The sequence below is a fragment of the Bradyrhizobium sp. STM 3843 genome (genome assembly GCF_000239815.1).
GTDB lineage: Bacteria > Pseudomonadota > Alphaproteobacteria > Rhizobiales > Xanthobacteraceae > Bradyrhizobium.
Genome location: NZ_CAFK01000010.1, coordinates 74,964 through 97,851 on the forward strand (window position 1 = coordinate 74,964; position 22,888 = coordinate 97,851).

Genomic DNA, 22,888 nt, shown 5'->3' on the forward strand with positions numbered 1-22,888 from the left:
TTCAGGATGGGTTCAGCGCCCGCCCCCTAAGCTCCTTCACATGATCGACGAGGCCGGCCGATCGGCCGGTCCCTCCAGATCCCATCCGAAGGAGATGACCATGCTGAAGAAGATGTCAGTTGCCCTGCTCGCCGCGTCGATTCTGGCTGCACCCGCGCTCGCTGCCGGCGGTAAAGTGAAGCCGGACATGTCCGCCGGTCAGACCCAGAGCACGCCGAACACCCAGCTCACGACCGGGATGGCCAAGACCAAGAGCTCCGAGGCCAAGACTTCCGAGGCTAAGACTTCCGAGGCTAAGCCGACGGTTGCCAAGTCGCATCTCCGCTCGGCCAAGATCACTCGCCATCACCGCGCCCATCGGCACTATGCTCATCGGTATCACAAGAAGGTGAAGGCGATGCACGCTTCGGTGAAGTCGCATGCCGCTCCGAAGGCGAAGATCGGCTTCAACAAGAGCACTCACAAGAAGCCAGTGCAGAAGGTCAGCTTCAAGCGGACCACGCCCGCTCTGCGCCGCGGCTGAAACTCAGCCGCGAAATGCCGGCCCGCCTGCCGCCTTGTCTGCGCCGAACATGCAGACAACCGGACGGAGGCGGGCCTGCCGCCCGGCTGACCGCGCGGGCACACTTGCTCGGCGCTCCAAATTGTCTAGAAGGCGATGCTTGGTGGGACTTCGGAAAGAGCAGGGCCGTGGGGAACTCGGAGGGGGGCTCGAAAGGGTGCTTGGCGATACTGCTCTCGCTTGCGCTGGCGGGCTGCTCCACTGCCACTGGGAACCTCCTCAGCACTGAGGATAATCGCCCCATCTCTTTCACCGCTGATCGTGGGGTTGCCGCTCAGCCGTTCCCGAACAACTATCGTACGGAAATCCTGGCGTTCATGCGGACCTACCTCAACAACCCGGTCGGTCTGCACGATACGGCGATGGCGGAGCCGGTGCAGCGGACGGTGGGCGGTCGGCTGCGCTATGTCAGCTGCATCAGGTATGCCGCCCGGGACACCGACGGCTCCTATCGCCCGGCGCGCGAGCGCGCCATCGTTTATGTCGACGGACGCCTCGACCGCGTCGTCGACGATGCGGGCGAGCTCTGTGCCGGGGCTGCCTACGGACCCTTTCCCGAGCTGGCAACCTTGACGCGCTAGTTCCGGGGCCGAGATCCGCTTTCCTCCTTGGGGAGGTTCGCCTGCGGATGTCGGCGGCCCGACCCGGATTTGCAGCTTCATGCCTTGCGGGCGCCCATTTGCCATCACAATTAGGGGAAGGGATGAACAAGTCCTGCCCTCGCCGGACCAAATCTAAGGCAGGGTCTAAGGCAAGGCGCGCGCTTCACGAAAAATTCGGGAAGCCTATGGAACAAAAGGCCTTTGTTGCCCCCTGGTGACAGACGCCGCCCAATCACAGCTGCGTCAGCGCCATCGGGCAACCCAAATGCGGCCACGATGTTCGATAGATGTCGCAACTGAATAACGGGGACTTCGATGAACCGAGTTTTGTTGAGCGCCGTCGCATTTACGGCTTTGGCAGCCCCGGCATTCGCCGCCGATATGCCCGCGCGCACCTATACTAAGGCGCCGGTCTATACCCCGCCGCAGGCGATCTATAACTGGACGGGTTTCTATATCGGTGGCCACGTCGGCGGCGCGTTTGCCGGCGGGAACAGCCTTGAAGGCAATAACGGGCGTTTCCTTGGCGGTGTCCAGGGCGGCTTCGACTATCAGTTCGCGCCGAGCTGGGTCGCCGGCATCGAGGCCCAGTATAGCTGGATGGATCGCAACACCACCACTTTCGGCTTCCCTGGCGCGACCGTGATTTCATCGACGGGCGCCAACCAGCTTGGCTCCGTGACCGGCCGGATCGGCTACACCTGGGGACCGGCGCTGCTCTACGCCAAGGGCGGTTACGCTTGGCGCGACGGCAATGGTGTCGGCGTCTCCGTTGCGGGCACGCCCGCGGCCTTCACGACCAACGGCAACCACAAGGATGGCTACACCGTGGGGGCCGGCCTCGAATACATGTTCGCGCCGAACTGGTCGGCCAAGGCCGAGTATCAGTATTACAATTTCGGCAACACGACCTTCACCGCCGGCCCGGCGCCGATCGTTGGCAGCCGCTTCAACAGCGACGAGCATACGGTCAAGGTCGGGGTGAACTACCGCTTCGGCTGGGGCGGACCGGTCGCCAGCAAATACTGACGCGCAAGATCGCGATGATCGACCGCTGAGCCATCGGATCGGCGCGGCATCAAAGCTCAAACAATGCACACGCCCGCCTCAATTGCGGGCGTGTTGCTGCTTGTGATTTGCTCAGTCTGCTGCCGCGATCGCGGACTCACCGCATCAAAAATATTTTCAAAGCTTCGTGAAACTTTCGCCCACGATTGCTATTATGCGTTCGCCGGTCTGGTTGGATGATCCCCCATGCGTATCTTGGTGTCGGTGCTGTTGTTATCTGCGGCGGCGTTGCCGTGCTCTGCTCAAACCATCCTCAAGTCCGAGCCGTTGATGCTGGCGCCCTACGAGGTGGCCCTCGTTCAGACCACGTCGTGCCCGTCGGGCAAGGTGCTGAAGGTGACGGGCGCAATCCGGGGCTTGAGCCGCAAGCGTGCCTGTGTGGCGCTTCCCGCCGAGCAGGCGTCGCTTGCAATCGCGACGCCATAACGCGCGGCCTCGGTCGACCCACTGATCGCGGGCAGTCTCACTGCCCGCGAGCGCAAAAGTCGTCTCTGCGCTGTTAGCGGACTCAGTGCTCAGGAAGAGAACAGGATGCCGAGCTGCAACTGCCGCTCGGCATCGGCACGGTTCTGCCAGGGATCTTCTTCCGGCTCCACCGCACAGGGCTTGATCTCGTAGTCGTTGTCGAGACGCAGATGCACGTCGGAGCGGCGCGCGCTCGTCGTAACATCAACCACGAGCCCGCTTTGGTGCGCCAGCCTCCAGACGTCGGCCTCCGTCGGATAGGCCTTGCTCAATTTGGCATCGTTGCAAAACAGGGCGTAGGGCATTCCGAACGGCTCCAGTCGACTCGATGATGAACCGAGGATGAACAGGGCTTGCGCCGAGACGCAGGCGGCCCTTTGGCAGGAAAGCGGCGTTTTCCGTCCGCGAGTCGTAAACGAGTCCTCAACTTTGGAAAAAAGAATCCGTGGGACTCCGGGGCTAGAATCGCCGGATGGTTAACCCCATGAGGACCGATCGCCACATCTTTTGCGGGTGTATCCAGCTCGTGCTCGGCTTCGGGCTGCTGCTGGCTTTCATCGCCAATGTGGTGCTGCTGTGCGCGTGGCTCTAGGTTTTGATTGAGCATGATCTCCGCGCAAACGCGTTCCGCGTCTGTCGCGAGGGAAAACCGCCCCGCACTTTTCCGGATCATGCTTTAGGCGCTGATGCCTTCGTTCATGCGCCGGTCCGGGATGGGAGAATGTCGGCGCAGCGCGCGGCCTATTTGTCGTCGCGCGAGGTCCGCTCCATCGAGGCGCGCAGCCGCGCCAAGGTCGAGCTGAAATATTCCTGCCGCTCGCGGTTGAATCGCTCCTGATGGGCGCGAAACTTCGCGACGCGGGTGCGGATCTCGTCCTGCATGTCCCGCTGCATTCCAAGCTGCGCGGCGAGAGTCGGCGAGACGGCGCTCTTGAACGGCTCTGCCCGAAATGAATTGGCAGGAGACGCCTCGTCCTCGGCCCGGCCAAGCTGCTCCTCTGCCTCCGGGCTTGCCGCCGCCTGCACCGGTGATCCAGAGGCCGTCTCGCTGGTCCCATTTGCGGCCGGCTCGAGGGAAAGAACTGCGAGCGCGATGTCGCGCTCGAGTTCGTCGGATGCAGTTGCGGCAAGGGCAGGGTGGCTATCCTTCGCGCCGGCCGGTGCGGCGTTGGAAATTGCGGAGGGGCGCGTGCCCTGCGCTCCGGGCAGCGTGGCGGCGGCCGGAGCGGGAGCCAGCTTGGAAAAATCAGCGGGCTTGCCCGTGACCTGCTCGACGAAGGCCAGCGTCTGCGCAATCAAGGCGTCACGTTCTTCTTTCCAGCCCATGGCGCGTTACCCCTCAGCCCTCGCCAATGATTGCAGCAAGTCCCCAACCCAGATCAAGTAGGGCCACCAGTGGGTTCTGGGGATGATTGAAAGTCGTGGATGAAATACGACAGCGCCACTGCCGCATTTTGCCCTCGATTGCGCCGCCCAGCGACCCCAATCGGATCAAACCTTCGCGAGTCCGCGTAGGTCCAAGCCTGCGCCGCGGGGGGACGCCAATGACTCGGGCTGTCGCGGCTTGACAGGGGCAACGGGATTTCCGCCTATGGCCCTGGTGTCCTTCGAATCCGAAGTCGCACAACGAATGCGCCGCCATCCACCCAAGCTGGATCATGGATAATCCCTCCCGTTCTGAACGGTCGCGCAAAGCGGCTCTGTCCGCTGCTCTCACCATCATCGCACGCGACGGGCCGGGTCGATTGACGCTGGATGCGATCGCGCGCGAAAGCGGGCTCAGCAAGGGCGGGCTGATGCACCAATTCCGAAACAAGGAAGCGGTGCTGAGGGCGCTGCTCGAACAGCAATTCGTCCATTTCGGTGAATTCTCCAAGGAATTTAGGAGCAAGACGGCCAACTCCTCGGATCAGCCTGAGCTCGCCACGCAAATCGCGACCTCGCGCGAGCTGATCGCACAGCAATATTCGGTGGCGCAGGCCATGCTGGGCGCGTTGGCCCAGGATCCCGGGCTATTGGCCGATGCGCGCGCAGGCGACGCTGAACGGATTGCGGAGATCAAGGCGGAAGCATCCGACCCGGATCTGGCTGTCCTTCGCTGGGCCGCGGCCCGCGGATTGGCGCTGATGGCCATGCTCCGAATCTCTCCGATCGCCGGCGACGACCTGGAGCGGCTGTTCGCGCGCCTCTCAGACGACAGCCGATGGACTGCTTTGGAGCAGGCCGAAGGGAAGACCGTCCCTCGGGTGGCTTCGAAAACCTGATCTGATGCTTGAATGCTCCGACTTGTCGCCAGTGCCTTGCATCTCCACTCTACAAACCGTCTAGTCGGTTTTATTGTGTGCTGCATCAGAACGCCCCCTCCGGGGAGGATGGCGTTACGCTCTGGAGGGCAAGAATGCGTTTTCCGATCCGCCATCGCGGCGTGCTGGCGCTGCTGTGGTCGAGTGCCGTTGCAGGATGCAACACCGTTACGCCCGTGGCGTATTCCGAGGTCGCCTCGGCACATTACCTCGCACCGAACACATCCGATTCGTCCGGACGCGTGCCATATCGCTATGCCAGCTCGGTCGACTGGCGGAGTTACGACAAGGTCATGCTTGATCCGGTCGTGATCTATCGCGGCCGCGACCACCAGTTCGGCGACATGTCCGAGCAGGACAAGGTGAAGCTTGCCGCCTATATGCGATCGCGCTTCCTGGAAAGCCTGAGCACGCGCTTTGCGGTCGTCGGCCAGCGTCAGCCGAACACGTTGCGCGTGCGGCTGACCCTGACCGGGGCGGTGACCAACACGCCCGTGCTGGGGACCATGTCCCGCTTCGATCTGGCGGGCGCGGTCTACAATGGCGTGCAGACGGCGCGCGACGGTGAAGGGCTGCTGACCGGATCGGTACTCTACGTCGTCGAGGTTCTCGATGCACCGAGCGGACGGCTCCTGAGCGCCTTTGTCAGCAAGCAATACCCCAGCCCTTACGACGTGAAGGCCAGCGTCGGTGCGCTCGCAGCCGCAGAAGCAGGCATCGACAAGGGGGCCGATGCCCTGGTGGCGCAGCTCAGGTGACCTGCATGCGGGGCAACGCGTGGCTGGAGGCTTCCACGAGGACGAGGTGCATCGAGATGAGATTGAGATTCCTGTTTCGCCTGGTCCTGCGTCTCGTCCTGAGCACGCTGCTCTCGGTGGCCGAAGGGCGCGGGCAGGCTGTGACGGCTGTCGATCCCAGCGGCACCTGGCTGACGGAGGATGGCCGCGCCCGGGTCCGCCTGGAGCGATGCGGCGCCGCGCCGGAGCGGATCTGCGGCTACATCGTCTGGATGAAGGAGATGGCCGACGCCAAAGGTCAGCCATTTCGCGATCGGCTCAATCCTGATCCGACCAGGCGTTCACGGGCGCTGCTTGGCCACCAGATTCTCCTCGGACTGAAACCTGGCCCCGACGGCCGCTACGCCGGCGAAGTGTACAATGCCGAGGACGGCAAGACCTATGGCGTCTCGGTGTGGCGCGACAGCGCGGGCCAATTGGCCGTAAAAGGCTGTTTGCTTGGGCTGTTCTGCGCAACGCAAAGCTGGACGCAGACGCGAGATGCGGCGATCGGGCAATTGCTCGGCGTAACCGGGGATACCGCAGGACCCGTTGCCGACCCCGAATGGGCCGTGCCACGGCAGCCGGCCGCGACTGCCGCCAAGGCACGCACCCGCTAAGGTCTCGCAGCCGCGCTCCGAACGACACAACCGAGCGCCGGACAGCAGTAGCCTCGACAGGACAACTCTGGTAGGAACGGCGCCGCGCGCCTCCGTCAGCTTCATTTTTGCCCGGCGGGCGGTTCGATCCTGACGATGCGTTCGCCGGCTTAGCTCAGCGGTAGAGCAGCGGTTTTGTAAACCGAAGGTCGGGGGTTCAATCCCCTCAGCCGGCACCACCGCACGTCGCTGCCGAGAAAATGTCGCTATCAAGAAAGCTCTGCCCGAGGGCCTGCAGGCGTTGCTCCGGCGACGGTCGATTGCGCTCGGAGCAATCGCAACGAAAAAGGGCGGCTCGCAGGCCGCCCTTTGCCGAATATCTCGACTGCTCGTTACTGGCAGAGATGCATCGCGCCGTCGGCGCCCTTGAACATCGTGCCCGGTCGGCAGGCGATGCCGTTGCGGGTGGCATAGCTGTCCCAATTTCCGTAGTAGCCGTTCGGGCCGCGGTCGAACGTCGGCTGGGTGTAGTGGTACGGGCCAGGATCATAGGCATAAGCGTCGGCTGCGCGGAACGGAGCTGTGGCGATCGCGCCGGCAGTTCCGACCGCAGCCCCCGCGATTCCGGCGGCCGTGCCCACCGCGCCCGCAGCGACGTCACCCGGCCAGAAACCGCTGTTGCGGCGGTCCCAGCCGTTGTTATTCCAGCCATTGTTCCAGCCGGCGTCGGCCCGCTGCGGCATCGTCTGCTCACGCATGACGCCGTGGTGTCCCTTGACGTGCTTGGCCAGCGCCGGGCCTGACAAGGCAGTCGCCAACACTGCCGCTGCCCCAACAATAGCGATCATTTTCATGGGAAACTCCGTTGTTGTGCCCCGCCTGCTAAGCCCGATATCGGGATAGGGTTCCACAGACCGGTACGCCGTTATTCAAACTGGCGTGAGACGCAGGAACATAAGGCGCACGATGCCGCCCCGCTTCGGCTTGCCGGGGACGGTTGTGGTGTTAGGCTGTCGCGATTATCGGGCGGGGCGAATGCTGGCGATCTTGTCACTGGGGTTTGTGCTGGGCTTGCAGCATGCGCTGGAGGCCGACCATGTTGCGGCCGTATCGAGTATCGCGGCCCGTCGGAGCGATATCAGCGACATCGTCAAGCACGGTCTGACCTGGGGGCTGGGGCACACCTTGACGCTGTTCGTGTGTGCCGGCGCGGCCTTGCTGGTCGGCCATGTCATTCCGGAGCTCTTGTCCCGCCGGCTCGAGACGGCGGTCGGGATCATGCTGATCGGTCTCGGTGCGCACCTGATATGGCGGTTGTGGCGCGACCGTGTGCATTTCCACCGGCATAGCCATCGCGACGGCACCGCGCATTTCCATGCCCATAGCCACGCCGGCGAAACACTCCCGCATGCCCGCGCCGTCCACGCCCACGCGCACGGCTTCCGTTGGCGGACCCTGTTCATTGGCTTGATGCACGGCATGGCGGGATCCGCAGCCCTGCTGGTGCTCGCGGTCGCCGAGGCTCCGACGCCGGCCGCCGGGCTGATCTACATCCTGCTGTTCGGTGTGGGATCGATGATCGGGATGGCGGCGCTGTCGGCGGTGATTGCGGTGCCGTTCGCGATTTCGGCGCGTGGGCTCTCCGTGGCCAATCATGTCCTGCAAGCTGCGGTGGCAGTCGTCACCATCGGGATCGGCGTCCGCACCATCCTGATGACGGCCTTCGCCTGAGACGGTTCGTCCACGAGCGCAGCCCCGCGGATTGTCGCAACCACGTTTCATCGACATGGCAATCACGTGGCAACCGGATTGCTGCGACAATCGGTGGCATTAACGAAGACGAATGCTGCGCGCGTTAGGCTTACCGGAAGACTGACGCGTGGCTTTAACCTTTGCCGGCGCGCGTTCGGGTATTGTGAGGGGACAACCGCCACGTGAATTCCATGCGCTTCGCAACAGCTCTGGCCATCCTTGTTGGAACGGCATCCGCATCCTTCGCCAGCGAAGGGTTTGAGATCGTTATTCCGATGCGTCCCGGCGTACCGGTGATCATCAACGGCATCGACGCGTCCTACGCCGTCGTGGAAGGTCAATTCGGCCTTGGCCGTGGCTACCAGATGCAGCCGACCATCTATGGCGGACGTTATATCGATGCCGAGCCCAATGTCGGCCACTACTACCCAAGCCTCGGAGTGAAGCCGGGCTATGGACGGATGGAGATCGAGCCGCCCGCCGACCGCAAGCTTCCCAGGCCGGCCGAGAGCTATCATCGATCGTGGGGCGCCGAGTCCATGATGCAGCCGGCCCAGCCGCAAGTGCCGATGTATCCACCGGAGGTGATCCTGGCGCCGCGCGAAGGCGGAGGCCATCGTGATTTCCGTAGGCCATCCCCGGATCATCGCCGATAGCCGAAAGACGTTCAAACCAAAATAAAAAGTCTGATCGAACAGGAGAGAGTAATGCGTCAGATCATTTCAGGAGTTGTGGCCGTTCTCGGCCTGGCCGTCGCGGGCACTGCGCCCGCAGCGGCCTGCGGATATACCCCATGCGGGTCACCCGTTTATTACTATCAGCCCGCCTATACTTATCAGCCAGCATATCCCTACACTTACTGCGGGAGCTGCGGCGCGGCCTATGAGCGGCTGGTCGAGCCGACCACGCAATACTACTACGTGAACCAGGGACCGACCTATAGCGGCCCCGGCGCCTTTGCGCCTTATCCGGCCTATCGGGAAAGTGCGCTGCCGGTCTACGGTTATACCCATTACTATCACGGTGCCGGCGTCGCTGGTCCCGCCGTCTACGGCCATCGCACCGCCTATCGCTGGGGCCACTCGCGCTACTATCACGGTCGCCCGGTGCTGCGCCGCTACTACTGATCGCGCCTCGCGCTTCGGCTTCGGCGCCCGTTCGCTTGCTGCGAGCGGGCGTTTTGCTGTTCAGGTCATGAGCCCGAGGCGGCTCGCACCGATATAGAGCGCAAGCACCGCGGCATTGGAGACGTTGAGGCTCTTGATGTCGCCGGGCAAATCCAGCCGGGCTACGGCGCTGCAGGTCTCGCGCGTCAGCTGCCGCAGGCCCTTGCCCTCGGCGCCGAGCACCAGCGCAAGCGGCTGGTGCAATTCGATCGCAGCGAGGTTCGCGGATCCCGCGCTGTCGAGGCCGACGGTCTGGAAGCCGCGTTCGTTCAGCCGCGTCAGCGCGCGGGCGAGGTTCTGCACGGTGATGAGGGGCACCAGCTCCAGCGCGCCCGAGGCGGACTTGGCCAGGACGCCGGTCGCTTCGGGGCTGTGCCGCGCGGTGGTGACGATCGCCTTCACGTCGAAGGCCGCGGCCGAGCGCAGGATGGCACCGACATTGTGCGGATCGGTGATCTGATCGAGCACCAGGATCATGCCGAGCGTCTCGAGCGTCTCGATGTCGGGTGAGGGCAGGGGATCGGCTTCGGCAAGCAGGCCTTGATGGACGGCGTCCGGCCCGAGCTGCCGGTCGATATCGCCGGGGCGGACGATCTCCGGCGTCACCCGGGTCGCGATCCGTTCGTCGGCGAGCCGGCGCGCCGCATTCTCGGTCAGGTAAAGCTTGCGGATGCGGCGCTTCGGATTGGCGAGCGCCAGGGTCACCGTATGCCAGCCATAAAGGATCGCCGGACCGTCGTGGCCGGTCTCGCGCTCCCGCCAGGCGGGCGGCCGGCCGAAACCGCCCGATTTTCCAAAGGGTTTGCCGGCCGACTTGCCGCCCGGACGCCGGGCAGGGGACCTTCGATCGCGTTCGCTCATGAAATGGCTTGTGTCATGCGGACCAGATTCTGGCAATTTGGCAGTGCGGGGAGCGGAAAATGACCATTCCCTTGGTTGACTTTGCGGGCCGCCTTCGACCATAACGGCCCCGGCCGCGCGCGCCCGCTTCCAAGGGCCCCGCGGTCTTACCGTCTTGATGGCGCTGATGGTCCGTACGCCGCTTTCGCGGAGGACAGGCAATGCCGTTGAAACGGGGGAGTGTCCCGAGTGGCAAAGGGAGCTGACTGTAAATCAGCCGCCTCATGGCTTCGCAGGTTCGAGTCCTGCCTCCCCCACCATCCCTACTGACAGCTTTAGACCAAGCTCTCCCCAATCTCTCGTCGTGGCGGACATCGGTGCTCGGTAAGCCCGCCGCAGCAGCCGGTATGCAGCTGCCGCTGATCGGTTAGACTGTATCGGGATATTGCTGTGTGTATCTCAATGTGCTTACCCACCGCGCTGCAATGCGTGATGGTGGGACGTGGAACGCGGGTATCGGGCGGATATTGATGGCCTGCGGGCGATCGCGGTCGGTTTGGTCGTCTTGTTCCACCTGCGGATCGGCGGATTCGAAGCTGGCTTTGCCGGCGTCGACATCTTTTTCGTCGTCTCCGGCTATCTGATCGCCGGCCATATCCTGCGCGACATCGCCGCGCGACGATTTTCTTTCGCCGCGTTCTACCTGCGGCGGGCGCGCCGAATCCTGCCGGCTCTGATCGCGACGATCATGCTGAGCTTGCTTGCCGGCTGGCTCTATCTCGCACCGGAGTTCCTGCGCCAGCTTGCCAAGGAGGCGACCCACGGCCTCCTGTCGATTTCCAACATCCAATATTGGCGCGAGGCCGACCAGTACTTCGCGCCGAGCGCCGACCAGCTTGCGCTGCTGCATCTATGGTCGCTGTCGGTCGAGGCGCAGTTCTATCTTGTTTCGCCTCTGGTGCTGGTCCTGTTGAGCCGCACGCGTCACGTGTTCTCGGCGATCGCGCTGACCGGGCTTCTGTCGCTGCTCGCAGGGCTTATCTGGCTGCCACATGATCCCGAAGCCGTGTTCTTCCTCACGCCTTTCCGTGTGTTTGAATTCGTGCTCGGGGCGCTCGCCATCCCGCTCGAAGGGCGACTCGCAGCGTCATCGGCGGGCCGCATGATTGCCGCCGCAGCAGGCTACGTGCTGCTGATCGGCAGCCTGTTCGCGATCGGCCGCTTCCAGGCGGCGGGCGGCATCGCCGCGCTGCCACCGTGTCTGGCAACAGCGGCAATTATCGCGGCCAACCGGCCGATGCGCCTGCTCGCCAATCCGGCCGTGCTGGCAGTCGGCCGCTCGTCTTATTCACTGTACCTTGTGCATTGGCCGGTGATCTTTTTTGCCCGCTTCATCTTCGGAGCCGCAGCCGAAACGTTGGGCGGGATTGCGGCGCAGCTTGCGGCGATGGCGGTCCTCACGGCTGTTCAGTTCGTCACGATCGAACAGCCGCTACGGCGGCTCCATCTCGCCAAATGGAAGCAGGCGGCCGGCTTCGCTGCCGTGATCGTCGCCTGCGTGGCGATCACCTATGGAAGCTTCCGGGCTGACGGCGTCATAGAGCGGATGCCGGCCGACCGGCTCGCATTGCTGAAGTTGCAGAGCTTCGGCCTGGAGGCATGTGCAACGCGAACGGATCGCGACTGCGCGTTCGGCGACATCAATGGATCACCTTCGCTCGAACTGACGGGAGATTCCTTCGTCCAGCAATATGTCGCGGCGCTGGACGCGCCGCTGAAGGCGCGCGCGCTTGCGGGTCACACCTCGACGGTCAGCGGGTGCCCCGTGCTGATCGGCGTCACGCTGCCGGGACCGCGCGAACGGCAATGCGCCGAGTATCGGGACCGCGAGCTTGAGCGCGTCAAGCAATCGCCGGCCAATGTCGTGGTGATCGGTCAGGCCTGGCAGATCTATGTTGAAGTCTCAAGGGTGCGGGACGGGCTGACGCCGGCTGCCGCACTTGCCGAGCACGTGGCCGCCACCATCCGCTTTCTCGATCGGCCGGGGCGCCGTTTTCTTGTGATCGGTGCGCAGGTCCGCCCGCTCGGCTGCAGCTTCGATCGTCTGCGCATGCTGCCAGGACCGCTATGGCACCGGCCGCCGAAGCCCTGCGAGCCGCTGTCGAAGACCTCGGCCGTCGCGGATGGAGGCGCCATCGACCGGAGTCTCGCCGAGGCGCTCGCGCGCTATGCCAATGTCATGCTCCTAAGACCGTCCGAGGTCTATTGCGACGAGAACTGTCCCGTGGTGCAAGGCCGCGTCTGGCTTTTCCAGGACGCCGGCCACTTCACCGTCGCCGGCGCGGAACGGATGGGCGAACGGGCCAGCGCGATCATCGCCAAGCTTCTCTCGGGCGAATAGCGTCACCGGACTTGGGGGGCCAGGACGATTTCAAGATCGCTGATGTCCGGACAATCCGCCCTTGCCGGCAATACGGAGCCAACCACCGTCCGATGAGCTTGGTCCCACCGGATAGGGTCCCGATCATGTCTGCATTGTGGGTCGTGTCGAAGCAATTCTGCCACCCCAGTGCCGGCCAGACGTCACCGGATGGGTCCGATGACGTCATGACTGTTTCCCGCTGTTGCCATCCGTGTCTGTGCATCTCGTGCGCCTCGAAGAATACGCGGGGTGGACTACATTGGGACGCAGTCATCGTGCCGATATCGATGCCCTCAGGGCGATCGCCGTCGTCATCGTCGTTCTGTTCCATCTGAGGATCACGGGCTTCGAGGCCGGCTTTGCCGGCGTCGACATCTTCTTCGTCATCTCCGGCTATCTGATAACCGGACAGATTCTGCGCGACGTCACGGCGCAACGCTTCTCGCTGTCCGACTTCTATTTGCGGCGGGCGCGGCGCATCCTCCCGGCGTTGATCGTGACGATCGCGGCGAGCTTCGCCGTCGGCTGGCTCTTTCTGTCGCCCGAAGCCATGCGCCAGCTGGCAAAGGAGGCGACACACGGGCTGCTCTCGATCGCCAACGTCCAGTATTGGCGGGAAGCGAGCGACTATTTCGCGCCCAGCGCGGATCAGCTGGCGCTGTTGCATTTGTGGTCGCTGTCGCTGGAGATTCAGTTCTACGCGCTGGCGCCGTTGGTCCTGATGTGGGTAGGGCGGAGCCGGCATGTGTTCAGCGCCATCGCGGCTATCGGTCTGATCTCCTTCGCTGCCGCTGCGGTGTGGCTCCCGCGCGATGCGGAAGCCGTATTCTTCCTGACCCCATTCCGGGTGTTCGAATTCGGACTCGGCGCGCTTGCCATTCCGCTTGAAGCGCGTCTCGCATCGTTGCCTCGCGTGCGCTCCATTGCCGCCGCCTGCGGCGCCGCCGTCCTGTTCGGCAGCCTTCTCGTCATCGGCCGCTACCAGGCCTATGCCGGCCTCGCCGCACTGCTGCCGTGCATCGCCGCCGTCATCATCATCGCCGCCAACGTACCCGCACCGCTCTTGACGTCAGAGCCGGTGCGCGCCGTGGGCCGTGTGTCCTATTCGCTGTATCTCGTCCATTGGCCCGTCATCTTCTTCATCCGTTTCATCTTCGGCGATGCGGCTGAGACTGCCGCCGGCCTTGGCCTGCAATGCGTGCTGATGACCGCATTCACCGCGCTGATGTACGCGTTGGTCGAGCAGCCGCTGCGTCGTCTGCCCTGGCCGCGCTGGAGCCAGGCGGCGGGCTTTGCGACCACGCTGCTCGTCTGCGCCGCTCTCACCCATGCGACGTTCCTCGCCGACGGCGTCGTCTCGCGGCTGCCGCCCGATCAGCTCGCGCTATTCCGGCTGCAGGGCTTCGGCTTGAACAAGTGCAGCCGGACCATCGGCCGTCTGTGCGCGTTCGGCGATCTCGAAGGCACGCGGGGGGTCGAACTGCTCGGCGATTCCTTTGTCCAGCAATATGTCGCCGCGCTCGACACCACGCTGAAGGCGCGTGGCATGATCGGCCATGTCTCGACCATGAGCGGCTGTCCGACGCTGGCCGGTCTGACTGCGCAGGGGCCGCGCGCGCAGGTGTGCGCGGAACTACGCGACAGCGAGCTTCCGCGCATCCAGCAGTCGCAGGCCGATTTCGTCGTGATCGGTCAAGCCTGGCAGCATTATCTCGACCTCGGCGACGGGCCGGAGGCGCAGACGCACAATGCTGCCGTGGCCGAGGATCTCGCCGAGACGATCCGCCTGCTCGACCGGCCGGGCCGGCATTTCCTCGTCATCGGCGGACAGGTGCGGCCCGTAAGCTGCGGCTTCGATCAGCTGCGCATGCTGCCGGGGCCCCTGTGGCACGCGCCGGCCAAGCCATGCGCTCCGGTCCCGAAAGGTGAGGCGATCGCCGCCAATCAGATCATCGATGCGGTGTTGTCGGAGGCGATCAGGCCGTTTGCGAAGGTCGAGCTGCTCAGGCCGTCCGAGGTCTATTGCGACCAGGATTGTCCGGTCGTCGAGCACGGCGTGTGGCTATTCCAGGATGCCGGCCATTTCACGGTGGCAGGCGCGCAGCGCATGGGCGAGCGCGCTCGCACCATCTTCGCAAGGGTTCTCTCGGACGATTAGCCTCACGGGGACTCGGCAGTCGGCGAGGGCTCCAGGACCGACTTCAAGCTCGCCGATGTCTCGACAATTCGCGTTGCCAGCAGCACGGAGCCTTGCGCCGTCAAATGACCCTGGTCCCACGCAATCGGCGCCCCTGACGCCAGCGTGGGGCAGGCGGCGTTCGGGCACAACAACCGAACCGGCGAGATGTACTCCGTTTCCGGGATGTCCTTGAGCAGATTGCGCAGGATATCGTCCGAGCTCCGAACGAAGGACTGGAGATGGCTGTCCGGCGCCGCGCCGAAATGCATCGCTGACACGACAAGCCGCGGCATCGCTGCGTCATATTGCAGGCCGGGGCCGACCACGATGACGCGGCTTCCCGATGCAGTGATCGATCCGATCGCGGCGAGCAGGCTTTGACGCGTTTGCTGCGCTTCCACCGAGCGGGCCCAGTCGCCAGAGATCAGCACCACATCCGGCTTGATCTCGCTGATCAGCGCGAGAACCCGCCGATTGAAAGGTGCACATCGGGCCGGCTGACCGTAGCTCAGGGCGGGCAGACATCCGGCCATGGTCGCCCTCAGCACGGCACCCGGCCGGAGGACTTGTCGCAAGCCGTGGGTCAGGTGTGCGGCATGACTGTCGCCCCACACGAAAAGGTTGGGCTTGGTAGTGGGGGCGACGCAGGACGGTGCGAGATCCTCGACCGACTGGGCCGGATCCAGAAAGCAGGTGCGCTCCTCGTAAACCGGTCGGTAGTTGTAGTCGAGAAAGCCTGCGATCGTCAGCTCCTGCGGAGAGAAGCGGAACGGAAAGCCCGCGGACCAGATCATGATGGCGGCGAAGGCGACCGCAGCGATCCCGGTCGTGCCAAGCCACCGCCACGTGATCCGCCACTCTGCCCGTCGGGCCGGCTGTTCGATCAGATGATAGCTTGCAATCGACAGAGCCGTGCAAAAGGCGACAAGCACGAATTTGTCGAAGCCTGACGTCGGTGGACCCCAGGCCGCATAGGTGAGGGACAGCAGCGGCCAGTGCCAAAGGTAAAGCGAATAGGACCAGAGCCCGACCGTGATCATCGGCTTCGCGGCCGTCAGCACGGCTTTGCTCGGTGCCGGATTGGCCCAGATCACCATCGCCGCGCCAAGGCAAGGCAGCAATGCGGCTGTCCCCGGATACGGTGTTCGCGACGAGAACACGTTGGCGGACGCGCCGAGCGCAATCCATCCAGCCGCGGCCACTGCGATCCTGAGCCGTTCCGTGGCGGGTTCCGGCAGCGCCTCGATCGCTAGTAGGGCACCAAGGGCGAACTCCCAGATGCGCGCCGGCAGCAGGTAGAACGCGCTTGCCGGCTGCAAGGGCGTTTGCAGGACGCAAATCGCAAAGGAAGCAAGAGCTGCGATCACGAAGCTGAGCAGGGTCAACGAACGGCGCAGCGCAAACGCCGCCACCGCGGCGGCCGGAAAGAGCAGGTAATACTGCTCCTCGACAGCGAGCGACCAGGTGTGAAGCAGTGGCTTGGTGATGGAAGCCGCATCGAAATAGCCCTGCTGTGACCAGAACAGGACGTTGGACGAAAAGGTCGCGACGGCCAGCGCCTGGTGCGCAACGGAGACGGCGTCCTGCGGCAAAAGCAAAACGCTCGAGCAGACCAGAACCGTGCCCAGCATCGCGAACGCGGCCGGCAGGATGCGGCGCACTCGTCGCTGGTAGAAGTTCGCGATCGAAAATGTGCCGGCGAGAATCTCTGTCCGCAGAATTCTCGTAATCAGAAAGCCGGAGATCACGAAGAAAACGTCCACGCCGACATAGCCGCTCCGGAACGGCGAGATGTCATAGTGGTAGGCAATCACCGAAATGACAGCGAAGGCCCGCAGACAATCGATATCGGGGCGATAGGACAGGTGTCTCAAGGTCACCATCCATAACGATGGGCGGTGATGCCGGCACGCAGTGATAGCAGCTGCTGCAATATATTACCCTGATTAGTCCGCTTGGCTGCCGAGCATACGCCAGCATGGCCAGAGCCGATACAGCACAACCGCTATTGCAGATAGAGCACAGTGCCTGGCGATCGCGATTGTGGCTCACAAATTTCTGCTTGCGTTCACAGACTTGCCCCAATGCCGTGATGGCCTTTGGTTCCAGGCAATTCGTTGAGTACAGTGTCATGCGTAAGTCGAGTCCGAAGGCCGGCCTTGCCGGAGTGATTGGCGGCATCATTCTACTTAAGGTTGCATGCGGGGCGGCGTGGGCCGAGACCGCAGATGCGTCGAGCGCCGCGGCCGCGCCGGCATCGACGGGCGAGACCGCCAAGGACAGCGGACCGTTCGGCGGTTGCGAGCCGATCGGTTTGACCGCGTCCGGCGAACTGGTTTTCCCCCTGGAGTGCAAAAAGGCCATCAAGAAGGCAGCGGAGACACCGCTAGCGTCGGATGAGAAGTCTCCTGCCGCCGACAAGCAGGTCGGTGCCGAGACCAAGCCCGCCGTGGCCGACAAGCCGGCTGTAGCGTCGGAGACCAGCGCGGCGGAGGCGAAGCCGGCCGCGCTTCAGAGCGAGGCCGCTGCGAAGGCCGAGATGCCGAAGCCCTCCACGACAGAGACAGAAACAACGGCAACCGCAGCTTCCAAGCCCGCGCCGGAGACGGCGGCTGCGAAGCCGGCTGCCGACAAGCCGGCCGCGCCGCCTGCCAAGAAGGCCGCCCAGCAAACGGCAGGAGCGAAGAAGGCGAGCCGTCACGCCGCGAAGGAGGGCGAAAGCAACATCAAGCCGGCCGCAGCTGTACCGGCACCCAAGCGCTTGGCGATGGTGAAACCGACGACACAGCCTGCGCCGGTGAAGCAGCTGGCTGACAGCAAGGCGAAGCTCCGCACCGCGGCTGCCGGTCCCGCCTGCACCCACTTCCGCAGCTACAATCCGACGACCAGGAGCTATCTCGGCTACGACGGCCATATGTACGCCTGCCATTGATCGGCAGCTCACGACCGGCGTCCGGCATCACGCTCATAACGCAGTTCTGGTTGCACCGCTGATAGGAGATCAGCGGTGCATGGCGTAGAGGCCCGCCTCAGTCCTCAGATTGATCTCTGGGTGATCTGGGCAAACTCGCTTCCGGGGACTCCAAGCAAGCAGGCGCTGTCGGCGGCCACTCTCCCCAGATCCACACAATGGCGGAGCCGCGTGAAGCTTCGGCACCTGCGCCGCAGTTTGCTATAAGGTGAGGCTCCCCCCTGCCGCGGCCGGAACGTCTGCTGCGCAGACCTCCGCCGTCTAATCATGAGCGACACTCAGTCCGACCTGTTCGAGATGCGCCGGCTCGAATCGCTGTCCAACACCATTTTCGGCGTGGCGATGACGTTGCTGGCCTATGACATGCCCAAGGCCAGTTTTGACAAACTGCCGACTTGGGACGATCTGGCTCACGTCTATTCCGGCCGGCTGGCCGGCTTGATCCTGAGCTTCATCATCGCCGGTGTATTCTGGATCAGTCATCACCGCAGGCTGGCCCGCCAGCCCTATGCCGGCCGCGGGACCGTCATTCTCAATCTGTTCTTTCTGCTCTCGATCGTCCTGCTGCCGGTCACCAACGGGCTCTACAGCAACTATCGGTTGAGCAGCGCGGTCGCGGTGCTCTACGGCACCCATCTGACGATCATCGCCACGCTCAATGCGCTGCTCTGGTGGATCGCCGGCCGTGGCCGGCTGCGCTCCGAGGTCGTGGGCGCGATCTTTCCGATCACGGTGTTCGTGCCGGGGACGGTGATCGCGGCGTTCCTTCCGGGATATGCGCCATATTTCTGGTTGCTCGGCTTCGGCGGGCTGGTGGCGCGGCGTTTCGCGCGCGCCGATTCCGCGTGGGACGATGTTTCCGTCAACGATGGCTGACGGCAAACGCAAAACGCGGCGGGCTTGCACCCGCCGCGTTCCGATCTTGAAACTCGCTGGTCCAGGGCCGAGACCGCCCCGTAGGCCGAGCCGGCGCATGATCCCGGACGGATCATGCCCTCAAAACAGGCTCAGCGGGCGATCCCAGCGAGGTGACAGCGCTTGGTGAAAGACACTGGATCACCTCCTTTCGTTGTTGATGGAAAACTGAATATAGGGGGTCGAGCCCGGCGCGGAAAGGGTGGCGGCGTGCTGTGGGGTGATCAGAAGCGGCCTCTGGTTCCCACAGGACACACCGGCTGGCGCGTCGGGAGAGGTTGAGGCGGGCGTTGCGGCGTGTTAGGGAGACCGCCCAATGCGGGTGTAGCTCAATGGTAGAGCAGCAGCCTTCCAAGCTGAATACGAGGGTTCGATTCCCTTCACCCGCTCCAATCTTTTCAATGACTTAGCGCCGGTACGCTTCGGTTCGGACAAGCGACTCGTTTCCATTCTCATTATCGGTCTCACCCTTCCTTTCCGGATTCGGCTTGCCTGGCGCGCTACTTGATGGGCGCTCTTGCGGCGGTTCTTGCCTGACCTCAAGCTCGTTGGTGCCACGGCCGATCCGTCGTAACATTTACTTTTCGGTGGACTACGGATCATGGAGCAGCAGCGACCAATCCGTGTCGAGCGCAGGCTGTCGGCGATATTAGCTGCTGACGTTGCGGGCTATTCGCGGCTGATGCACCGCGATGAAGAGGCTACGCATGCGAAGCTCACCGCACTCCTGACGGAAGCGGTTGCGCCTGCAATTGCCGAACACGGTGGCCGTATCGTCAAGAATACCGGTGACGGGTTCTTGGCCGAGTTTCCGAGCGCGGTCGAAGCGGTGCGAGCTGCTTTACAATTCCAGGCTAGGGTCAAGGAACTTACAATCGATGACCCGGAAGCCAAACGCATTGCTATCCGTGTGGGTATCAATATCGGGGACGTCATTGTCGAGCCGACTGACATTTTCGGCGACGGTGTGAATATTGCGGCGCGGCTTGAGGGCATCGCAGAGCCCGGTGGCATCTGCATATCTTCCGCCGCCTATGATCAAGTCCGTGGCAAGCTCGCTGTTGCGTTCGCCGATTTGGGCGAGCAGAATCTCAAAAATATCGCTCTCCCGATCCGAGCCTATGCTCTGCAGTTCGCCGATCCGCTGCCCAATGTTTCGTTCCTGAAGATAACGCGCCGCTTCCCGCCTGGTCTGTGGTCGTGGCGAGCCTGGGTGGGCCCAGCGATTCTCCTGCTCATGACGATCAGCGGTGTGGGTTACTGGTACACCCGCTGGGGCGAGCTGCAATTGCCGAACCATCGGCTATCAATTGTCGTGCTGCCGTTCACGAATTTGAGCAACGAACCTGAGCAGGAATACTTCGCCGAAAGTGTTGCCGACGATCTAAGCGCTGATCTCGCACGCATCGAGGACAGCTTGGTCATCGCGCCAAGCACAGCCCGCGCCTATAAGAACGTTGACCCCAAGCGCGTCGGCCGCGAACTCGGCATACGCTATATTCTCGACGGTAGCTTGCGCAGGACCCAGTCAATTGTGCGGGTTAATGCCCAACTGATCGATGCTCGGACCGGCGCAGAGATATGGTCCGAGCGCGTCGACGGTGATTGGTCCAAGTCGATGCAACTTCAGGACGTGATCACGGGCCGACTGGCGCGGCGGCTGGATCTGGAACTGACCAACCAGGAAAGCCGTGACGCCGAGATCGCGCGGCCTAACAGTCCGGACGCGGTCGATCTTACGATGCGGGGATGGGCCGTGCTCAACAGACCCTATTCACGCGAACAGTTGGCTCAATCGAGCGCCCTGTTCGAGCGCGCGCTGCAGATCGACCCGGGCTACCCCAAGGCTCTCGTGGGATTGGCAGATACTTTGGCAGTGGAAGTCAACTATCGTTGGACCGATGCGCCTGGAGAAAAGCTAGGCCGGGCTGAGAATGCGGTAGATCAGGTTCTTTCCCGTTTTCCGAGTGACGCGATGGCGCACTTTGTTAAGGGCGAGATCCAGCGGGCGAAGGGCAGAAAGCTCGAGGTTGCGGTGAACGAATATGCAGCGGCAATCGCGATAAATCCGAGTCTCGCTCCCGCCTATGGCGCGCTCGGCGCTGCCAAGATACGTGTCGGCCGCTCTGCAGAGGCGTTTGCACCTCTCCAGGTGGCGATTCAGCTCAGCCCCCGCGATCCCCTCCTAAACACCTGGTACTTTTACGTCTGCCATGCGCACACCCACCTCGCTCAATACAACGAGTCGATCGATTGGTGCGGCCGCTCAATCGCAGTAAAGCCGTTTTGGATCGCTTACGCGGATCTCGCCGCCGCTAGCGCCTTGACCGGGCATCAGGATGAAGCTCAAGCGGCAATTGCCGAGCTTCGCCGGCTCAGGCCCAACTACACAGTTGCCCTTTGGTTGCAGGATGGATCTGCGTGGTCCGATGACGTCGTCTTCCTTGACGAATTTCAGCGCATCGCTGAAGGGTTGGGCAAGGCGGGTCTCCCGGAGTAGAGGCTTGATGGGCAATGGACGGCGCCAATGGTCGCGCTCGCTGCCGCTGTGTACCGTCCGCCAAGCTTCCGCTTCAGGCATTTTTCAAATCGGTCGCTCTGGGGACTTGAGGGCCGCAGGAGAGCTGCATCATCGGCTCCATGCCCGGCCAAGCCGACGCGTTCCTCTGGTCAATCTTGGTTCGATGCCCAGGCGGCGAGCACCGCGCGCTCTTCGGGTGTGATCTCGGTGATGTTGCCGGGCGGCATGGCGCTCGACCAGGCGGCGTTGCGCGCGATCAGCCGTGCATTGCGCTGGATGTGCTCCGAGCTGTCGAGCAGCACGGCCTTGGGCGCCGTGATGATCCCGTCCCAGACCGGCTCGGCGGCATGGCACATGCTGCAGCGCGACAGCACGATCTCTTCCACCTGCGCGAAAGTGGGGGTGTCCGGCGCCGACGCGGACTTGGCCTCGCCCTTGGCGTCGCGGGGACCTGCCGCTGATAACAGCGCGATCGCGATCATGCCGGCGGCGGCGATGCCCCAGACCCACCAGGGCGAGGGCCGCCCCTTGTGCCGCTCGTTGAAGAAGTGCCGGATCACCGGTCCCAGCGCGAGCACGATCGCGACGATCACCCAATTGTAGCGGGTGGCGAACAGCAGCGGATAGTGATTGCTGATCATCAGCACGACGACCGGCAGCGTCAGATAGTTGTTGTGCACCGAGCGTTCCTTGCCGGCCTTGCCGAGTTTTGGGTCCGGCGCCTCGCCCGCCAGCAATGCTGCAACGATCTTCTTCTGGTTCGGGATGATCAAAGCGAAGACGTTGGCGACCATGATGGTGCCGATAATCGCACCGATCTGGTTGAAGGCGCCGCGTCCGCTCAGGACATGCGTGAAGGCATAGGTGAGCGCGACCAGGAAGATATAGCCGCCGATTGCAAACGGCAGTTCGTGGCGCGCGAGTCCGCTGCGGCAGGCCGCTTCATAGAGCAGCCACGCCAAGGCGAGCGAGCCGAAGCTGAACAGGCCGGCCTGCAGCGGTGTCAGATCGAGGATCGACTTGTCTATCAGGAACAGGTCGGCATTGAGATAGTACACCACGATCATCAGTGCGAAGCCGGACAGCCAGGTGGTGTAGGCCTCCCATTTGAACCAGGTCAGTTCGCTCGGCATCTGCGCCGGCGCGATCAGATACTTCACCATGTGATAGAAGCCGCCGCCATGCACCTGCCAGGCCTCGCCCAACACACCGTCGGGTAACCCCTGTCGCGGCTTCAGGCTGAGGTCGAGGTGGATGAAATAGAACGAGCTGCCAATCCAGGCGATCGCGGCCACCACATGCAGCCAGCGGAAGATCAGGCTCAGCCACTCCGATATGATCGATCCCCACATATCGTCTCCATTAGTCGTACGGTTGGCAGGCGGTGGACTTCCTGCGCCCGATCAAGTTCAATAAGCCAGGATGAAACGAGGCGGTTCGATGAAGAAGCTGGTTCTTGTCATGCTGCTGCTGGCGCAGCCTGCCTGGGCGCAGATGAAGCCGGTGGCGAAGGATGCCGCCAAGCGCGCCGACAATTGCGCCCCGATCGGACGGACCGAGGACGGCAAGCTGGTCTATTCGATGAAATGCGAGACATTGCCGAAGCCGCCCGCGCCGGCAGCGGCACCGCAGGCCGAGGCAAAGCCTGCTCCCACCGCGGAGCCGGAGCCCGAGACCGAGACCGAGCGCTCTGGCCTGTTCGGTCTGTCCTATGACCGCAGGCCGAGGCAATAGCTTGATCGTCCTG

Annotated in this window: 23 protein-coding genes and 3 tRNA genes; 20 read left to right on the top strand and 6 right to left on the bottom strand. The window is 63.4% G+C overall.

The window, feature by feature from the left end; genetic code table 11:
* The first annotated feature begins 100 nt into the window (after positions 1 to 100).
* The 4 genes from BRAS3843_RS01925 to BRAS3843_RS01940 all read left to right on the top strand — a co-directional run bounded on the left by BRAS3843_RS01925 (position 101) and on the right by BRAS3843_RS01940 (position 2,658).
* Positions 101 to 523, top strand: a complete 423-nt coding sequence (locus BRAS3843_RS01925) for a hypothetical protein (protein WP_008967005.1) — start codon at positions 101 to 103, stop codon at positions 521 to 523.
* A gap of 206 nt (positions 524 to 729) precedes the next feature.
* Positions 730 to 1,143, top strand: a complete 414-nt coding sequence (locus tag BRAS3843_RS01930; protein WP_139024692.1) for a hypothetical protein — start codon at positions 730 to 732, stop codon at positions 1,141 to 1,143.
* 336 nt (positions 1,144 to 1,479) lie between these two features.
* Entirely contained in the window at positions 1,480 to 2,193 is a 714-nt protein-coding gene (locus tag BRAS3843_RS01935; RefSeq protein WP_008967007.1) for an outer membrane beta-barrel protein, read from the top strand.
* A gap of 225 nt (positions 2,194 to 2,418) precedes the next feature.
* Complete coding sequence (locus BRAS3843_RS01940; protein WP_035980563.1) at positions 2,419 to 2,658, top strand: DUF6719 family protein; 240 nt, start codon at positions 2,419 to 2,421, stop codon at positions 2,656 to 2,658.
* 89 nt (positions 2,659 to 2,747) lie between these two features.
* On the opposite strand, the gene BRAS3843_RS01945 is transcribed toward BRAS3843_RS01940, so the two are convergent.
* Entirely contained in the window at positions 2,748 to 3,002 is a 255-nt protein-coding gene (locus tag BRAS3843_RS01945; protein ID WP_008967009.1) for a hypothetical protein, read from the bottom strand.
* Positions 3,003 to 3,181: 179 nt separating this feature from the next.
* On the opposite strand from BRAS3843_RS01945, the gene BRAS3843_RS01950 reads away from it, so the two are divergent.
* Entirely contained in the window at positions 3,182 to 3,289 is a 108-nt protein-coding gene (locus tag BRAS3843_RS01950; protein WP_008967011.1) for a hypothetical protein, read from the top strand.
* Positions 3,290 to 3,438: 149 nt separating this feature from the next.
* Here BRAS3843_RS01950 and BRAS3843_RS01955 read toward each other — a convergent pair whose 3' ends face one another.
* Complete coding sequence (locus BRAS3843_RS01955; RefSeq protein ID WP_008967012.1) at positions 3,439 to 4,023, bottom strand: hypothetical protein; 585 nt, start codon at positions 4,021 to 4,023, stop codon at positions 3,439 to 3,441.
* 332 nt (positions 4,024 to 4,355) lie between these two features.
* Here BRAS3843_RS01955 and BRAS3843_RS01960 point away from each other — a divergent pair, with 332 nt between their 5' ends.
* The 4 genes from BRAS3843_RS01960 (at position 4,356) to BRAS3843_RS01975 (ending at position 6,614) form a co-directional block, all read left to right on the top strand.
* Positions 4,356 to 4,961, top strand: coding sequence for a TetR/AcrR family transcriptional regulator (locus BRAS3843_RS01960; protein ID WP_008967013.1), 606 nt, complete (start codon positions 4,356 to 4,358; stop codon positions 4,959 to 4,961).
* A gap of 134 nt (positions 4,962 to 5,095) precedes the next feature.
* On the top strand, positions 5,096 to 5,758 hold the full coding sequence (locus BRAS3843_RS01965) for a DUF3313 domain-containing protein (RefSeq protein ID WP_008967014.1): 663 nt from the start codon (positions 5,096 to 5,098) through the stop codon (positions 5,756 to 5,758).
* Between the two features lie 56 nt (positions 5,759 to 5,814).
* Positions 5,815 to 6,396, top strand: coding sequence for a DUF2147 domain-containing protein (locus tag BRAS3843_RS01970; RefSeq protein ID WP_035980564.1), 582 nt, complete (start codon positions 5,815 to 5,817; stop codon positions 6,394 to 6,396).
* A gap of 143 nt (positions 6,397 to 6,539) precedes the next feature.
* Positions 6,540 to 6,614 (top strand) — tRNA-Thr (locus BRAS3843_RS01975).
* 153 nt (positions 6,615 to 6,767) lie between these two features.
* Here the strand turns inward: BRAS3843_RS01975 and BRAS3843_RS01980 are convergent.
* Positions 6,768 to 7,229 (bottom strand): hypothetical protein, encoded by a 462-nt coding sequence (locus tag BRAS3843_RS01980; protein ID WP_008967016.1) that lies wholly within the window; start codon positions 7,227 to 7,229, stop codon positions 6,768 to 6,770.
* 181 nt (positions 7,230 to 7,410) lie between these two features.
* Here BRAS3843_RS01980 and BRAS3843_RS01985 point away from each other — a divergent pair, with 181 nt between their 5' ends.
* The 3 genes from BRAS3843_RS01985 (at position 7,411) to BRAS3843_RS01995 (ending at position 9,254) form a co-directional block, all read left to right on the top strand.
* A complete protein-coding gene (locus BRAS3843_RS01985; RefSeq protein WP_008967017.1) occupies positions 7,411 to 8,106 on the top strand; it encodes a hypothetical protein in 696 nt (231 codons plus the stop codon).
* Positions 8,107 to 8,318: 212 nt separating this feature from the next.
* On the top strand, positions 8,319 to 8,783 hold the full coding sequence (locus BRAS3843_RS01990; protein ID WP_008967018.1) for a hypothetical protein: 465 nt from the start codon (positions 8,319 to 8,321) through the stop codon (positions 8,781 to 8,783).
* 51 nt (positions 8,784 to 8,834) lie between these two features.
* On the top strand, positions 8,835 to 9,254 hold the full coding sequence (locus BRAS3843_RS01995; protein WP_008967019.1) for a hypothetical protein: 420 nt from the start codon (positions 8,835 to 8,837) through the stop codon (positions 9,252 to 9,254).
* A 60-nt stretch (positions 9,255 to 9,314) separates the two neighbouring features.
* Here the strand turns inward: BRAS3843_RS01995 and BRAS3843_RS02000 are convergent, their stop codons facing one another.
* Positions 9,315 to 10,154, bottom strand: a complete 840-nt coding sequence (locus tag BRAS3843_RS02000; RefSeq protein ID WP_008967020.1) for an RNA methyltransferase — start codon at positions 10,152 to 10,154, stop codon at positions 9,315 to 9,317.
* A 213-nt stretch (positions 10,155 to 10,367) separates the two neighbouring features.
* Here BRAS3843_RS02000 and BRAS3843_RS02005 point away from each other — a divergent pair.
* The 3 genes from BRAS3843_RS02005 to BRAS3843_RS02015 all read left to right on the top strand — a co-directional run bounded on the left by BRAS3843_RS02005 (position 10,368) and on the right by BRAS3843_RS02015 (position 14,713).
* Positions 10,368 to 10,453, top strand: a tRNA-Tyr gene (locus BRAS3843_RS02005).
* A gap of 182 nt (positions 10,454 to 10,635) precedes the next feature.
* A complete protein-coding gene (locus tag BRAS3843_RS02010; protein ID WP_008967021.1) occupies positions 10,636 to 12,534 on the top strand; it encodes an acyltransferase family protein in 1,899 nt (632 codons plus the stop codon).
* A gap of 280 nt (positions 12,535 to 12,814) precedes the next feature.
* Complete coding sequence (locus tag BRAS3843_RS02015; RefSeq protein ID WP_008967023.1) at positions 12,815 to 14,713, top strand: acyltransferase family protein; 1,899 nt, start codon at positions 12,815 to 12,817, stop codon at positions 14,711 to 14,713.
* A gap of 2 nt (positions 14,714 to 14,715) precedes the next feature.
* On the opposite strand, the gene BRAS3843_RS02020 is transcribed toward BRAS3843_RS02015, so the two are convergent.
* Positions 14,716 to 16,608 carry an acyltransferase family protein gene (locus BRAS3843_RS02020; RefSeq protein WP_244425097.1) on the bottom strand — a complete coding sequence of 631 codons (1,893 nt, stop codon included), beginning with the start codon at positions 16,606 to 16,608 and terminating at the stop codon, positions 14,716 to 14,718.
* Between the two features lie 257 nt (positions 16,609 to 16,865).
* Between BRAS3843_RS02020 and BRAS3843_RS42470 the strand changes: the two genes are divergently transcribed.
* The 4 genes from BRAS3843_RS42470 (at position 16,866) to BRAS3843_RS02040 (ending at position 21,120) form a co-directional block, all read left to right on the top strand.
* Positions 16,866 to 17,666, top strand: a complete 801-nt coding sequence (locus BRAS3843_RS42470) for a BA14K family protein (protein WP_008967025.1) — start codon at positions 16,866 to 16,868, stop codon at positions 17,664 to 17,666.
* A gap of 306 nt (positions 17,667 to 17,972) precedes the next feature.
* Positions 17,973 to 18,581, top strand: a complete 609-nt coding sequence (locus BRAS3843_RS02030; protein WP_008967026.1) for a TMEM175 family protein — start codon at positions 17,973 to 17,975, stop codon at positions 18,579 to 18,581.
* Positions 18,582 to 18,938: 357 nt separating this feature from the next.
* Positions 18,939 to 19,012, top strand: a tRNA-Gly gene (locus tag BRAS3843_RS02035).
* Positions 19,013 to 19,221: 209 nt separating this feature from the next.
* Positions 19,222 to 21,120 (top strand): adenylate/guanylate cyclase domain-containing protein, encoded by a 1,899-nt coding sequence (locus BRAS3843_RS02040; protein WP_008967027.1) that lies wholly within the window; start codon positions 19,222 to 19,224, stop codon positions 21,118 to 21,120.
* Positions 21,121 to 21,290: 170 nt separating this feature from the next.
* Here BRAS3843_RS02040 and BRAS3843_RS02045 read toward each other — a convergent pair whose 3' ends face one another.
* Positions 21,291 to 22,493 (bottom strand): urate hydroxylase PuuD, encoded by a 1,203-nt coding sequence (locus tag BRAS3843_RS02045; RefSeq protein ID WP_008967028.1) that lies wholly within the window; start codon positions 22,491 to 22,493, stop codon positions 21,291 to 21,293.
* Between the two features lie 88 nt (positions 22,494 to 22,581).
* Here BRAS3843_RS02045 and BRAS3843_RS02050 point away from each other — a divergent pair, with 88 nt between their 5' ends.
* The gene (locus tag BRAS3843_RS02050) at positions 22,582 to 22,875 is read left to right on the top strand and encodes a hypothetical protein (protein ID WP_008967029.1); all 294 of its coding nucleotides are present in this window, start codon (positions 22,582 to 22,584) and stop codon (positions 22,873 to 22,875) included.
* The last annotated feature ends 13 nt before the right edge of the window (positions 22,876 to 22,888 follow it).